The sequence below is a fragment of the Streptomyces sp. NPDC104581 genome (genome assembly GCF_055583685.1).
Map to the genome: position 1 here is coordinate 1 of NZ_JBVJNN010000003.1, position 13,451 is coordinate 13,451.

General features: G+C 70.8%; 13 protein-coding genes. 10 read left to right on the top strand and 3 right to left on the bottom strand.

Annotated features, from left to right (window positions below; genetic code table 11):
* Positions 1 to 152: 152 nt before the first annotated feature.
* On the bottom strand, positions 153 to 602 hold the full coding sequence (locus ACZ61E_RS03200) for a PLD nuclease N-terminal domain-containing protein (protein WP_469697144.1): 450 nt from the start codon (positions 600 to 602) through the stop codon (positions 153 to 155).
* An 86-nt stretch (positions 603 to 688) separates the two neighbouring features.
* Between ACZ61E_RS03200 and ACZ61E_RS03205 the strand changes: the two genes are divergently transcribed.
* Together ACZ61E_RS03205 and mqnP are read left to right on the top strand one after the other, a co-directional pair.
* A complete protein-coding gene (locus ACZ61E_RS03205) occupies positions 689 to 2,146 on the top strand; it encodes a menaquinone biosynthesis decarboxylase (protein WP_469697146.1) in 1,458 nt (485 codons plus the stop codon).
* On the top strand, positions 2,143 to 3,090 hold the full coding sequence (gene mqnP, locus ACZ61E_RS03210; RefSeq protein ID WP_469697148.1) for a menaquinone biosynthesis prenyltransferase MqnP: 948 nt from the start codon (positions 2,143 to 2,145) through the stop codon (positions 3,088 to 3,090). The genes ACZ61E_RS03205 and mqnP overlap by 4 nt, the downstream gene beginning before the upstream one ends.
* Positions 3,091 to 3,171: 81 nt before the next feature.
* Here mqnP and ACZ61E_RS03215 read toward each other — a convergent pair whose 3' ends face one another.
* Entirely contained in the window at positions 3,172 to 3,771 is a 600-nt protein-coding gene (locus ACZ61E_RS03215) for a rhomboid family intramembrane serine protease (RefSeq protein WP_469697150.1), read from the bottom strand.
* Between the two features lie 93 nt (positions 3,772 to 3,864).
* Between ACZ61E_RS03215 and ACZ61E_RS03220 the strand changes: the two genes are divergently transcribed.
* The 7 genes from ACZ61E_RS03220 to ACZ61E_RS03250 all read left to right on the top strand — a co-directional run bounded on the left by ACZ61E_RS03220 (position 3,865) and on the right by ACZ61E_RS03250 (position 10,092).
* On the top strand, positions 3,865 to 4,653 hold the full coding sequence (locus ACZ61E_RS03220; protein ID WP_469697151.1) for a UbiX family flavin prenyltransferase: 789 nt from the start codon (positions 3,865 to 3,867) through the stop codon (positions 4,651 to 4,653).
* A gap of 86 nt (positions 4,654 to 4,739) precedes the next feature.
* Positions 4,740 to 5,195 (top strand): Lrp/AsnC family transcriptional regulator, encoded by a 456-nt coding sequence (locus ACZ61E_RS03225; protein WP_023539462.1) that lies wholly within the window; start codon positions 4,740 to 4,742, stop codon positions 5,193 to 5,195.
* An 85-nt stretch (positions 5,196 to 5,280) separates the two neighbouring features.
* Complete coding sequence (gene mqnE, locus ACZ61E_RS03230; protein ID WP_469697564.1) at positions 5,281 to 6,444, top strand: aminofutalosine synthase MqnE; 1,164 nt, start codon at positions 5,281 to 5,283, stop codon at positions 6,442 to 6,444.
* A gap of 115 nt (positions 6,445 to 6,559) precedes the next feature.
* Positions 6,560 to 7,084 (top strand): GNAT family N-acetyltransferase, encoded by a 525-nt coding sequence (locus tag ACZ61E_RS03235; RefSeq protein WP_469697153.1) that lies wholly within the window; start codon positions 6,560 to 6,562, stop codon positions 7,082 to 7,084.
* 98 nt (positions 7,085 to 7,182) lie between these two features.
* Positions 7,183 to 7,479 (top strand): DUF4229 domain-containing protein, encoded by a 297-nt coding sequence (locus tag ACZ61E_RS03240; protein ID WP_469697155.1) that lies wholly within the window; start codon positions 7,183 to 7,185, stop codon positions 7,477 to 7,479.
* A gap of 447 nt (positions 7,480 to 7,926) precedes the next feature.
* Positions 7,927 to 9,303, top strand: coding sequence for a dicarboxylate/amino acid:cation symporter (locus ACZ61E_RS03245; protein WP_469697156.1), 1,377 nt, complete (start codon positions 7,927 to 7,929; stop codon positions 9,301 to 9,303).
* 165 nt (positions 9,304 to 9,468) lie between these two features.
* Positions 9,469 to 10,092: a TetR/AcrR family transcriptional regulator gene (locus ACZ61E_RS03250; RefSeq protein WP_469697158.1), complete on the top strand. Its 624-nt coding sequence runs from the start codon at positions 9,469 to 9,471 to the stop codon at positions 10,090 to 10,092.
* 36 nt (positions 10,093 to 10,128) lie between these two features.
* Here ACZ61E_RS03250 and ACZ61E_RS03255 read toward each other — a convergent pair whose 3' ends face one another.
* The gene (locus ACZ61E_RS03255) at positions 10,129 to 11,241 is read right to left on the bottom strand and encodes an ABC transporter substrate-binding protein (protein ID WP_469697159.1); all 1,113 of its coding nucleotides are present in this window, start codon (positions 11,239 to 11,241) and stop codon (positions 10,129 to 10,131) included.
* Between the two features lie 193 nt (positions 11,242 to 11,434).
* Here ACZ61E_RS03255 and ACZ61E_RS03260 point away from each other — a divergent pair, with 193 nt between their 5' ends.
* Positions 11,435 to 13,378: an AMP-dependent synthetase/ligase gene (locus tag ACZ61E_RS03260; RefSeq protein WP_469697160.1), complete on the top strand. Its 1,944-nt coding sequence runs from the start codon at positions 11,435 to 11,437 to the stop codon at positions 13,376 to 13,378.
* Positions 13,379 to 13,451 lie beyond the last annotated feature (73 nt).

Below are 13,451 nucleotides of genomic sequence, written 5' to 3' on the forward strand. Positions count from 1 at the left end.
AAGCAAACCCCCCCCCCCCCACACCCCCCCCCCCCCCCCCCCCCCCCCCCCCCCCCCCCCCCCCCCCCCCCCCCCCGCAGTCGTGGACCTGGACGTGGCGACCTGGACCTGGTTCCGGATGCGGCGCGGTACCGCCCGCCCGGCCCGCGGTCTCAGCTCGCGGGCGGGACGTCGTCGGCGCTGCCGCCCTTCTCGCGGCGCTCGATCTCGGCCTCGCGGCGCCGCAGATCGGCCTCACGCCGCTCCAACTCGGCCGCCGCGTCCGTGTCCGCGGCCGGCTTCGTCCCGTCCTTCACGGCTTCCCCGGTCCCGTCCCCGCCGCCCTGGTCGCCGCCGCCGTTCTTCTCAAGGGACTTCAGGAATTCGGGGTTGTCGTCGGGCGCGACCCACCCGCCGCGGCGGCCCGCCGACCCCGTACCGGCCGTGGGCTTCCTGCCCACGATCAGCCAGGCGATCGAGCCGACCAGCGGGAAGAGCAGCACCAGAACGGCCCAGATGGGCTTGGGGATGTGGCGGACGTCCTTCTCGTCGGTGGTGATGCAGTCGATGAACGCGTAGATGCTGAGAGCCAGCGGCACCAGAATCATCAGCACCCGAAGCATGGCGGTCCCCCTGGGAATGGAGATCGAGTACGGAGCGGTGGCCCCGGTTACAGGTCCAGGGTAGCGAGTAGCAGATACTGGACCGCATGGCTTACGACGATCTTCGCTCTCTGCTCCGGGCGCTGGAGCGCGACGGTGACCTCAAGCGCATCAAGGCCGAGGTCGATCCGTATCTGGAAGTCGGTGAGATCGTCGACCGGGTGAACAAGGCCGGCGGTCCCGCGCTTCTCTTCGAGAACGTCAAGGGCTCGGACATGCCCCTGGCGATGAACGTGTACGGGACGGACCGCCGGCTGCTCAAGGCGCTCGGGCTCAAGGCGTACACGGACATCAGCGAGAAGATCGGCGGGCTGCTCAAGCCCGAACTGCCGCAGGGCTTCGTGGGTGTGCGCGAGGCGTTCGGGAAGCTCGGCACGATGACCCACGTGCCGCCGAAGAAGGTGAAGCCCGGCAGCGCGCCCGTGCAGGAGGTCGTCCTCACCGGTGACGACGTCGACCTGGACCGGCTGCCCGCGCTCTTCACCTGGCCCGAGGACGGCGGATCGTTCTTCAACCTCGGTCTGACCCACACCAAACACCCGGAGACCGGCGTCCGCAACCTCGGGCTCTACCGGCTCCAGCGCCACGACAAGCGCACCATCGGCATGCACTGGCAGATCCACAAGGACAGCGCCAACCACTACCAGGTCGCCGCCAGGCGCGGTGAACGGCTGCCCGTCGCGATCGCCTTCGGCTGCCCGCCCGCCGTGACGTACGCCTCCACCGCCCCGCTGCCCGGTGACATCGACGAGTACCTCTTCGCCGGCTTCGTCCAGGGCAAGCGGATCGAGATGGTCGACTGCCGTACGGTGCCGCTCCAGGTGCCGGCCAACGCCGAGGTCGTCATCGAGGGCTGGCTGGAGCCGGGCGAGATGCTGCCGGAGGGGCCGTTCGGCGACCACACCGGCTTCTACACACCGCAGGAACCCTTCCCCGCGCTGACCATCGACTGTGTGACGATGCGCAAGCGCCCGCTGCTCCAGTCGATCGTGGTCGGCCGGCCGCCGACGGAGGACGGCCCGCTGGGGCGTGCGACGGAACGGTTCTTCCTGCCGCTGCTCAAGATCATCGTGCCCGACATCGTCGACTACCACCTGCCCGAGTCGGGCGGCTTCCACAACTGCGCGATCGTCGCGATCGACAAGAAGTACCCGAAGCACGCGCAGAAGGTGATGCACGCCATCTGGGGCGCGCACATGATGTCCCTCACCAAACTGATCGTCGTCGTCGACGCGGACTGCGACGTCCACAATCTGCACGAGGTGTCCTGGCGGGCGCTGGGCAACACCGACTACTCGCGGGACCTGACGGTCGTGGAGGGCCCGGTCGACCACCTCGACCACTCCTCGTACCAGCAGTTCTGGGGCGGCAAGGCCGGTATCGACGCCACGCGCAAACTCCCCGAGGAGGGGTACACGCGGGACGGCGGCTGGCCGGAGATGGTCGAGTCCGACCCGGAGACCGCGGACCGGGTGACGAAGCGCTGGAGGGAGTACGGCCTGTGAGCAGTGCCGCAGAGGGAGCCGACCGACTCGTCGGGCAGGGACGACAAGGCCGGCCCGACCCCGCGCCGTCCGGCAGCAGGACGCGGGCGTTCCTGCGGCTCGTGATGATCGAGCACTCGGTCTTCGCGCTGCCGTTCGCCTACATCGCCTCGCTGACGGCCATGTTCCAGCTCGACCGGAACATCCACTGGGGGCGGCTGCTGCTCGTCACCGTCGCGATGGTGGGTCTGCGGACCTTCGCGATGGCCTGCAACCGGATCATCGACCGCGAGATCGACGCCCGTAACCCCCGTACCGCCAACCGGGAGTTGGTCACCGGCGCGGTCTCGGTGCGCTCCGCGTGGACGGGCGCGCTCGTCGCGCTCGCGGTGTTCCTCGGCGCCGCCGCGCTGCTGAACCCGCTCTGTCTGGTGCTCGCACCCGTCGCCGTGGTCCCGATGGTCGTCTATCCGTACGGGAAGCGCTTCACGAACTTCCCGCACGCCATCCTCGGCCTCGCCCAGGCCATGGGCCCGGTCGGCGCCTGGATCGCCGTCACGGGCGAGTGGTCCTGGGACGCGGTGATCCTCGGTCTCGCCGTCGGCATCTGGATCGGCGGCTTCGACCTGATCTTCGGCAGCCAGGACGTCGAGGCGGACCGGGCGCACGGTGTGAAGTCCGTCCCGGCGCGCTTCGGCATTCCCGCCGCGCTGTACGGCGCACGGGTCTCGCACGCCGTGACCACCGCCCTGCTGGTCTGGTACGCGCTGGCCACCGACGCGGGCCTGTTCTTCTGGATCGGCCTGCTGATCGTTGGCGCCGCGTTCCTCTACGAGCACCAGGTCGTGAAGCCGAACGATCTGTCCCGGCTCAACCGGGCCTTCTTCACCGTGAACGGCTTCATCGGGATGGCGCTGTTCATCTGCGCGCTGCTCGATCTGCTCGTCCGCGGTCTGACGGTCTGACCGACCCCGGGAGCCCCCGGGCCCGGGGAGCACCCCGGACCCGATCAGCCGCCCCCGCCACACCGGGGGGCGGCCCGGCGGTCAGGACATGAGCGCGCCCGCCGGGCGCTTGGGGCGGCGGAACACGAACGCCGCCACCACGCCGCCGATCAGCCCGAAGAGATGGCCCTGCCAGCTCACGGACGGGTTCGTCGGCAGCACGCCCCACAGCGCGGAGCCGTACATCACCAGGACCAGCAGACCCACCACGATGTCCACCGCGCTGCGGTTCACGAAACCGCGGACCAGCAGATAGCCGAGCAGTCCGAAGACCACGCCCGATGCGCCCGCCGTCACCGAGTTCTCCGCGGCCGTCAGCCAGACGCCCAGACCGCCGACCACCATGATCGTGAGGACGACGCGCAGGAAGCGGCCTATCCCGCTGAGCGCCGCGAGGAAGCCGAGCACCAGCAGCGGCACCGCGTTCGACGCGAGATGGTCGAAGCCGTGGTGCAGGAAGGCCATCGGGATGACGTCGCGCAGCTCGCCCAGCTCACGCGGGCTCAGCCCGTACGTGCCCAGCGCGCCCGTCGAGGTGTCCACGGCCTCCAGGACCCAGAGCAGCGCGACCCAGCCCAGCATGAGACCGGCGGCCGCCTTGATACGGCGCACCGCGGTCCTGTCGATGGATGAATCCGGCATCTCGCCCCCCAACGGGTCTCGCGTTCCCACCCCTGGAACGCGCGGGGCACCGTCCCCGGTTCCTGCTTCGGGGCGCCGGATAGGGTCGGACGCGTGAAACCCGGATCGGACCACGAGGACCACGAGGACCGCGAGCACGAGCGGCGGGACGAGCGGCGGGCCGAGCCGCCCACGGCGCGGCCCCGGCGGCCGTGGGTCGTCGGAGTCTCCGGCGCGTCGGGGACCCCGTACGCGGCGGCGGTGCTGCGCGGGCTGCTCGACGCCGGCGAGAGCGTCGACCTGATCGTCAGCCGGGCGTCCCGCCTCACGCTGCTCGACGAGACGGGGATCTCCTTCCGGGACGCGCACTGGCGGGACGATCTGCGGACGTGGCTGGCCCGGGGCGCCGACGGGAAGCCGGACACCTTCGCCCCCGACGTGTCGGACGTACGGCACTGGGCCGCCGGTGATCTGGCGGCCGGGCCGTCCTCGGGGTCGTACCCGGTCAGGGGGATGCTGATCGTTCCCGCCTCGACGGCCTGTGTGGCGGGCGTCGCGCTCGGGCTCTCGAAGGACCTGCTGCAACGCGCGGCGAGCGTCACGCTCAAGGAGCGCCGCCCGCTGGTGGTCGCCGTACGGGAGACCCCCCTGGGCGGGCAGACCCTGAGGCATCTGGTGACCCTGGACGGGGCGGGCGCCGTCGTGCTGCCCGCGTCCCCGGGCTTCTACGCGGGAGCGACGCACATCCAGGACCTGGTGGACTTCGTGGCCGGACGCGTGCTGGACGCGGCCGGGGTGCCGCACCGCCTCTACCGCCGCTGGGAAGGGGAGCTGGGCCGGGTCAGGGACCCGGGCGGCTCCCGTACCGGGCCCGGCCCGGCGCCGGACTCCGGAGCGCGCTAGCCCGAATCGCCCCTCACATCGCCGCACTGCCTTAGATTGCATCTATCAACTTGCGAGATTGCTGAACAATGGAAGGCTTCAGGCATATGGACGCCGTGGATAGACAGCTCATCCAGGCCCTCAGAGAGAACGGCAGAGCTTCGTACGCCGAACTCGGCCGGCTCGTGGGGCTCTCCGGACCCAGCGTCACCGACCGCATCAACCGGCTGGAGGCCGCGGGCGTCATCATCGGTTACCGCGCCACCGTCGACTCGGCCTCGCTGGGCCTCGGCGTCACCGCGCTGATCGGCATCTCGCTCTCCGACGCCGCCGACCACGAGGACGTCGCGCACCGACTGCGCGGTCTGAGCGAGATCGAGGACTGCTGGTTCATCGCGGGCGACGACTCGTACATGCTCAAGGTCCGGGCCGGGGACGTCGACGGTCTGGAGAAGACGATCCGCCGCCTCGGCAGTACGAAGGGCGTCTCGCGGACCCGTACGACCATCGTGCTCTCCACCAAGTGGGAGAACCGGGTCGGCGAACTGCCCGACGAAACGTAGGCGTACGGTTGGTGGAGTCTGATAACCGGGCGTTCGGCGGACATATGACACACACAGTGGGAGGCGCCGCATGACTGCATCTGTCATGGATGTGGGGCTCAAGCGCGAGTTGGAGGAGAAGGTCAGAGCCGGTGAACGGCTGACCCGTGAGGACGGAATCGCCCTCTACGAGTCGGACGATCTGGCCTGGCTCGGCGGTCTCGCGCACGAGGTGCGGACGCGCAAGAACGGTGACGTCGTCCACTTCAACGTCAACCGTCACCTCAACATGACGAACGTGTGCACCGCGTCGTGCGCGTACTGCTCGTTCCAGCGCAAGCCGGGCGAGAAGGACGCGTACACCATGCGCATCGAGGAGGCGGTCCGCCTCGCCACGGAGATGCGCGGCGAGAACCTCACCGAGCTGCACATCGTCAACGGGCTGCACCCGACGCTTCCTTGGCGCTACTACCCGCGCTCGCTGAAGGCTCTCAAGGAGGCGCTGCCGGAGGTCTCGCTGAAGGCGTTCACGGCCACCGAGATTCACCACTTCGAGACCATCTCCGGGCTGACGGCCAGTGAGATCCTCGACGAACTGATCGACGCGGGGCTCGAATCCCTGACGGGCGGCGGCGCCGAGATCTTCGACTGGGAGATCCGGCAGCACATCGTCGACCACCGCACCCACTGGGAGGACTGGTCGCGCATCCACCGGCTCGCGCACGAGAAGGGTCTCAAGACCCCGTGCACGATGCTGTACGGCCACATCGAGGAGCCCAGGCACCGGGTCGACCACGTACTGCGGCTGCGTGAACTCCAGGACGAGACCGGCGGTTTCCAGGTCTTCATCCCGCTGCGCTACCAGCACGACTTCGTGGACATGCAGGACGGCAAGATCCGCAACCGCCTCCAGGCGCGTACGACGATGGCCACCGGCGCCGAGGCGCTGAAGACGTTCGCCGTCTCCCGGCTGCTGTTCGACAACGTCCCGCACGTCAAGGTCTTCTGGGTGATGCACGGCGTCCAGACCGCCCAGCTCGCCCTCCAGCACGGTGCGGACGACATGGACGGCTCGGTCGTCGAGTACAAGATCACGCACGACGCGGACAACTACGGCACGCCGAACAAGCTCGGCCGTGAAGACCTGCTCGACCTGATCCGCGACGCCGGCTTCCGGCCCGTCGAGCGCAACACGCGCTACGAGATCATCCGGGAGTACCCGGGCCCCGACGACGACCGTCGAGAGACCCCGCAGCCGATGCGACTCTGAAACTCCGGCAACCTCCGGCTGCCTTCCGTTGAGCGGCCCCAGCTCGCTGAGCTGGGGCTTCTCGCGTTTCGGAACGGGGTTGAGCACAGGGCCGGGTAATGGTTACCGTTGCGGAATGCCGCTTACGTTCATCCTGGACCCGCCCGTCGACCCCGCCCTGCGCGAAGGCGTCGTCGCGCTCTGGACGGACGTCTCCGACGCGGGCGGCGCGGTCGGTTTCGTGCCGCCGGTGAACCCCGACGACGTACGCGCCGAACTGGTCAGGCACCTCGTGTCGATCGCCGAGGGCCGGACCCGGCTGCTCGTCGGGCTGGACGAGGACGGCGCCGTGGCGGCCACGGCCTTCCTCACGTACAACACCCACCGGCTGATGCGGCACTGGGTCTGGCTGTACACGGTGATGGTCCACCCGCGCCACCAGGGCAAGGGCTACGGCCGGGACCTGATGCACGCCGCGGCCGACGCCGCCCGCGGCTTCGACGGCGTCGAGGCGATACGGCTCACCTGCCGGGGCGGTACCGGCGTGGACGGCTTCTACGCCTCGTGCGGCTACAAGGAGGTCGGACGGGTGCCCGACGCGATACGGGTGGCGCCCGGCGACGACCGCGACGACATCACGATGCTGCTGCCGCTGCGCTGAGCCAACCCCCCGATATGGGACGCCGGGCGGCGTGCTTCACTGGGTGTCGTACGCCCTGCCGTACGCCGCAACGAGGAGCACGAGGAGAGAGGGCCGCCGTGACCGCCGCCAGAACGAGCGCCACGATCCGCTACACCGCGATGCGCCTGGGCATCTTCGTCGGCAGCTTCGTGGTTGTCGCCGCCCTGGTCCAGTTCGGCGTGCTGCCCAAGGGCCTCGGGGACTCCAACTTCGTCTGGGTGCTGCTGCTCGCGCTCGTCGTCTCCGCGCCGCTCAGCTTCATCCTGCTCCGCAAGCAGCGCGACGAGATGTCCGCGCAGATCGTCGGCAAGGTCGACAGCGCCAAGGCCAGGCTCGAGGCGAACCGCGCGCAGGAGGACGGCGCGACCCAGTAGGACGCCGGCCGGGCCCGCTCGGCGTCCGGACGTCCCGTGAGGGGCCCGGCCCGCCCGCTCGGAGCCGGTCCGCCCTGTATAAGCGCCGCGTAAGCTTCGTCACACCCGTACGCCGATCCCGCCCGCCCCAGCCGTATCCGAGCTGGGGCATCGGTGTTTCCAGGGGCAGTTGGCGCATCCGTGCCTCAAAGTAGACCTTTGAGTCTCCATAAGCCCCGGTGTTAATGTACTGGGCATGAAGACATCAGTGCGCCATCACGCCGCGAGCGTCCCGCTCGTGGCGCGCCTGCATGTCGACCTCTGCCGCTGCATGTCCGCGGTCTGTAGCGGCTCGCTCTGATCCGAGCCCGCTTCATGCGGCGGCGCCACCTCTGACGCACGGGCGCCGCACCCCCCAGCCCCACCCCCTCGTCCCCGTACCCCCGTACGCCCAACTGGAGTGTGTCCGTGTCCGCGAATCCCGAGCCCGCCACCACCGGCAAGGCCGACAAGGCCGACAAGCCGGCCGGTTCAGGCCCAGGTCTCTCCCTGCCCAGGGTCCCGTTCTGGGCCCAGATCGTCACCGGTCTCGTCCTCGGCGTCCTACTCGGCTGGCTCGCCCGCAGCCAGGACATCTCATGGCTCTACACGACGCTGGACAAGATAGGCAGCATCTTCGTCCAGCTCCTGAAGCTGGCCGTCGCCCCGCTGGTCTTCTTCGCGATCCTCGTGTCGATCACCAACCTCCGCAAGGTCAACAACGCCGCCAGGCTGGCATCGCGCACACTGCTCTGGTTCATGATCACCTCGCTGATCGCCGTCGCGATCGGCATCCTGATCGGCCTGATCACCAACCCGGGCTCCGGCACCGGACTCACCCCGAAGGACGGCGCCAAGCCGGAGGGCTCCGGCTCCTGGATCGACTTCCTCACCGGCATCGTCCCCACGGACGTGATCTCCCCCTTCACCGAGCTGAACGTCCTCCAGATCGTCTTCCTGGCCGCCGTCGCCGGTATCGCCGCACTCAAGCTCGGCGACCGCGCCGCCCCCATCCTCGCGCTCAGCGAATCCGTGCTCGAACTGCTCCAGAAGGCCCTGTGGTGGGTCATCCGCCTCGCCCCGATCGGCACCGTCGGCCTCATCGGCTACGCCATCGCGGACTACGGCTGGGACCTGATCGGCGACTACGCGACCTTCACCGCCGACGTCTACATCGGCTGCGCCCTGGTCCTGTTCGGCGTCTACCCGCTGCTGCTCGCCACGGTCGCCAAGGTCAGCCCGCTCCAGTTCTTCAAGGGCGCCTGGCCCGCGATCCAGCTCGCCTTCGTCTCCCGCTCCTCGGTCGGCACCATGCCCGTCACCGTGCGGGTCACCGAGCGGCTCGGCGTGCCGAAGGAGTACACCAGCTTCGCCGTCCCGTTCGGCGCCACCACCAAGATGGACGGCTGCGCCGCGATCTACCCGGCGCTGGCGGCGATCTTCATCGCGGAGATCTTCGACGTCCAGCTCGGCATCCAGGACTACCTGCTGATCGCCTTCGTCTCGGTGGTCGGCTCGGCGGCCACGGCCGGCCTCACCGGCGCCACGGTCATGCTGACCCTGACCCTCTCCACGCTGGGTCTGCCGCTGGAGGGCGTGGGCCTGCTGATCGCCATCGACCCGATCCTGGACATGATGCGCACGGCGACGAACGTTGCCGGACAAGCTCTCGTGCCGGTCATCGTCGCGTCCCGCGAGAAGATCCTGGACCACGACAAGTACAACTCGGCGTCGGCGTCCCCGATCGACGAGTCCGACGAGTCGGACGTGGACAGCCGCGAGACCTCGGTCCCGGTGCCCGCCTGACGCTTGGCTGATCGCCCCTCACCATCCGGCGGCGCCCCCGGTCTCTCGGCCGGGGGCGCCGCCGTGTCCGTCCGGGGACGGCGCTGAACGTAGTCTTGATCGGGTTCGGGGCGTGGGTGGGAGGAAGACCAAGTGGGTTCCGCAGGCGCGGGGAAGAGTAAGCGGATGCCGCGCGAGGTGCGTGAGCGGCAGATGGTGGACGCCGCGGTGGTGACGTTCGGGCGGCGCGGTTACCGGGCCGCCTCGATGGACGAGATCGCCGGACTGGCCGGTGTCTCGAAGCCGTTGGTGTATCTGTACCTGAACTCCAAGGAGGAGCTGTTCACCGCGTGCATCCGCCGCGAGGCCGACGCGCTCCTCGCCGCCGTGCGCGCCGGGGTCGTGGAGCCGGGGATCGCGCCCGACGAGCAGCTCTGGTCGGGGCTCACCGCGTTCTTCGCGCACACCGCGGAGAACCCGGACGCCTGGTCGGTGCTGCACCGGCAGGCCCGTACGCACGGGGAGCCCTTCGCCGCCGAAGTGGGCCGGATGCGGGAGGAGTTGGTCTCCTTCGTGACGGGCCTGCTCCGCGACGCGGCCCGCGCCGAGCCCGCCTCGCCCGATCTGGCCGACCTCGGCGACCGGGACGTGGTGGGGATCGCCCAGGCGCTCGTCGGCGCCGCCGAGGCGCTGGCGGGGTGGGCGAACGAGACGCCGGACGTCTCGGCCAAGGAGGCCGCGTCGACGCTGATGAACTTCGCGTGGACCGGGCTGGGGAATCTCATGGACGGCCAACGCTGGTCCGGCTGAGGCCCGTTGGAGCGGCTCACGGCCGGTGAGGGGGAGTCAGCCGGTGTGCAGGACCCGGAAGCGGCCGGGCTCCGCCGGGTCCCGGTCGACGACCTGGACCGGTGTCCCGGCCCACTGCCAGACACCGATGCCCGGTGTGCGGGAGAAGCGGATCGGTCCGCGGGTGCCCTCGACCGCGACCTGCGGCCAGGCCCCGGCGAAACGGGCCCGGTCGGTGCCGTGGGCGCGCAGCACGCCGGCGAGGACGGCGATCGTGTCGTAACCCTCGAAGGCGACGAAGGAGGGCGCTCCCTCCGTCCGCTCGCGCAGGGCCGCGCCGACGCGTGCGCCGAGCGGGGTGGGGTGCTCGGGCAGATAGCGCAGGAACGGGATCGCGGCGCCGTCCCCGCCCAGCGACGCCCGCCATTCGGCGAATTCCGGCTGTCCGGCCGGAGCGCCGATCAGTACGCCGGCCAGGCGCGGGTCGCGGCGTACGGACCGGACGATCGGTACGGCCGGGTCCGGGAGGCCGGTCAGGAGGAGGAGGGCGGTGGCGCCGCTGGCGACGAGTTCGTCGCAGAGGGCGGCGGGCGTGAGCGCGCGTGTGTCGAGTTCGGTGACGGTGCCGCCGCGCGGAGCCAGGTACTCCCGCAGGACGCGGGCGCCGGACGCCCAGTAGACGCTCGGCTGGGTCGCCACGGCGAGGTGGGCGTGGCCCGCGCCGAGGAGGAAGTCCGCGTAGATCCGCCAGCCCCGGGACTGCGGCGGGGCGAGGCGGGCGACCTGGCGTGCCGGCTGTTCGGTGAGGGCGTCGAGGACCGCCGACGAGCAGAGGAACGGCAGGCCGAGCGCGTCGGCCCTGGCGGCGGCGGCGCGGGCGACGACGCTGTGGTACTCACCGGCCAGGGCGGTCACGCCCAGGCCGGCCAGCTCGTCCACGGCCGCTTCGGCCTTCCGCGGATCCGCCGAGGTGTCCCGGACCACCAGCTCCAGTGGTCTGCCGCCGATCCCGCCGGTGTCGTTGACCTCGTGGACGCCCAGTTCGAGCCCGGCGAGGAGATGCCGGCCCGCTTCGGTCCAGCCCGGCCGGGTGAGCGGGGCGAGAGCGCCGATCCGGACGGACGTGCCGCCGGTCCGCTCGGCCGGGGGTGACGGTGGTGGCGTGTTCATACGTGGTCGTCTCCCCTGTGTGGGTGCGTTTCCGGCCCGGTCGGCCGGGGCGGGGCGCACCTTTCGGCCACCGGCCGGCCCGGTCATTGCACCGACCGCCCCCGAGGCCGGGCAACCGATTATCGCTGTCTTGATTTCGTGACCCGCTGCGGATTTACTCGGCCCGGACCGGAGCCTCCCGCTCCGCGCAGAGATGAGGGATCACCGCGTGTCCGCAGACGCGCCCGCCGATGACGCGGGCTTCCCGGAGCGGTCCACGTCACCGGGCCTCCCGCAGGTCGAGCCCGAGAAGCTGTGGGTGGACGGAGTCGTGCGGCAGGTCTCGCTGCCGCCGCTCGTACCGGCCGTCGTGGAGGGGTCCCTCGCCGACATCCCCTTCGACAACGCCCGGGTCGCTCCGGACGAGGCCGTCCTCAGCCGGAAGCGGGCGGACGGCGGTTGGGGGGACGTCACCGCCGCCGTGTTCGCCGAGGAGGTCCGTGCCGTCGCGAAGGGGCTGATCGCGGAGGGGCTGCGGCCCGGTGACCGGCTCGCGATCATGGCCCGTACGACCTACGAGTGGACGCTTCTGGACTTCGCGGCCTGGGCCGCCGGACTGGTCACCGTGCCGGTCTACCCCACCTCGTCCGCCTTCCAGACCCGCTGGATCCTCCAGGACTCCGGCGCCGTCGCCTGTGCGGTCGAGAGCGCCGGGCAGGCGCGGCTGATCGGCCACGAGCGACGGCAGCTGCCGGACCTCGCCCACCTCTGGATCTTCGACTCGGGGGCCGTCGACACACTGCGCGCCGCGGGCGCGGAGGTCCCGGACGCGGAGCTGGACGCGCGGCGGGCCGCGCTCTCGCCCGGGTCCCTGGCGACCCTCGTCTACACCTCCGGCACCACGGGCAGTCCCAAGGGCTGTGCCCTGACGCACGGCAACTTCTTCGCGGAGGTGGACAACTGCATCGAACTGCTCCACCCCGTCTTCAAGTCGGTGAGCAGGGAGCCGGCGTCCACGCTGCTCTTCCTGCCGCTCTCCCATGTCTTCGGGCGCATGGTCGCGGTGGGCTGTCTGCGGGCGCGGGTGCGGCTCGGGCACGCGCCGTCGCTGCGGACCGGCGAACTGATCGCCGATCTGGCGGGCTTCCGGCCGACGTTCCTGCTCGCCGTCCCGTACGTCCTGGAGAAGGTCTTCAACACCGGCCGTGCCACGGCCGAGACGATGGGCCGCGCCTCGTCGTTCGACCGGGCCGCGAAGGTCGCCCGTGCGTACGGGACGGCTGTCGAGGCCGCGTCCGCCGGTAAGGGGCCGGGGCCGTCGCTGGCCCTGCGGGCGGCCCGCGCGCTGTACGACCCGCTGGTCTACCGGCGGATACGGAACGCCCTGGGCGGCAAGGTGGTGCAGGCGATCTGCGGCGGTTCACCGCTGGGGCGTCCGCTCGCCGCGTTCTACGCGGGTGCGGGGATCTCGGTCTTCGAGGGGTACGGCCTGACGGAGACCACGGCCGCCGCCACGGTGACGCCGCCACTGCGGCCCCGTCTGGGCACGGTGGGCCGGCCGCTGCCGGGCACCTCCGTACGGATCGCCGACGACGGCGAGGTGCTGCTGAGGGGCGGTCAGCTCTTCGCCGGTTACTGGGACATGGCGCGCGGTGAGCCCGTACCCGCCCTGGACGAGGGCTGGTTCGCGACGGGGGATCTGGGCGCGCTGGACGACGACGGCCATCTCACGATCACCGGCCGCAAGAAGGACATCATCATCACGTCGGCCGGCAAGAACGTGGCCCCGGCCCCGCTGGAGGACTGGCTGCGCGCGCATCCGCTGATCGGTCAGTGCCTGGTGCTCGGGGACAACCGCCCGTACGTCACGGCGCTGATCACCCTGGAGTCCGACGGGCTCGCGCACTGGTGCCGGATGCGGGGGAAGCAGCATCTGACGCGGGGGGAACTGGTCGCGGACGGGGATCTGCTCGCGGCGCTGCAACGGGCGGTCGACGAGGCCAACCGGCTGGTGTCCAGGGCGGAGTCGATCCGCCGCTTCCGGGTGCTTGCGGAGTCCTTCACCGAGGAGGGCGGGCATCTGACGCCGTCGCTGAAGGTGAAGCGGCCGGCGGTGGTGGCGGACTTCGCGGCGGAGATCGAGGAGCTGTACGGGTAGCCGGGTGGGGCGACCGTGGCCTCGGGAGGGGCCGTGCGGGCGGCCGTCGTGGGGCCGGGGCAAGGCAGGAGCC

Excerpts from the sequence above, each read along its gene's own strand:
- ACZ61E_RS03200 (WP_469697144.1), bottom strand. The coding sequence starts at position 602 with ATGCTTCGGGTGCTGATGATTCTGGTGCCGCTGGCTCTCAGCATCTAC.
- ACZ61E_RS03205 (WP_469697146.1), top strand. The coding sequence starts at position 689 with ATGGCTTACGACGATCTTCGCTCTCTGCTCCGGGCGCTGGAGCGCGAC.
- ACZ61E_RS03215 (WP_469697150.1), bottom strand. The coding sequence starts at position 3,771 with ATGCCGGATTCATCCATCGACAGGACCGCGGTGCGCCGTATCAAGGCG.
- ACZ61E_RS03225 (WP_023539462.1), top strand. The coding sequence starts at position 4,740 with ATGGACGCCGTGGATAGACAGCTCATCCAGGCCCTCAGAGAGAACGGC.
- mqnE (WP_469697564.1), top strand. The coding sequence starts at position 5,281 with ATGGATGTGGGGCTCAAGCGCGAGTTGGAGGAGAAGGTCAGAGCCGGT.
- ACZ61E_RS03235 (WP_469697153.1), top strand. The coding sequence starts at position 6,560 with ATGCCGCTTACGTTCATCCTGGACCCGCCCGTCGACCCCGCCCTGCGC.
- ACZ61E_RS03250 (WP_469697158.1), top strand. The coding sequence starts at position 9,469 with ATGCCGCGCGAGGTGCGTGAGCGGCAGATGGTGGACGCCGCGGTGGTG.
- ACZ61E_RS03255 (WP_469697159.1), bottom strand. The coding sequence starts at position 11,241 with ATGAACACGCCACCACCGTCACCCCCGGCCGAGCGGACCGGCGGCACG.
- ACZ61E_RS03260 (WP_469697160.1), top strand. The coding sequence starts at position 11,435 with ATGAGGGATCACCGCGTGTCCGCAGACGCGCCCGCCGATGACGCGGGC.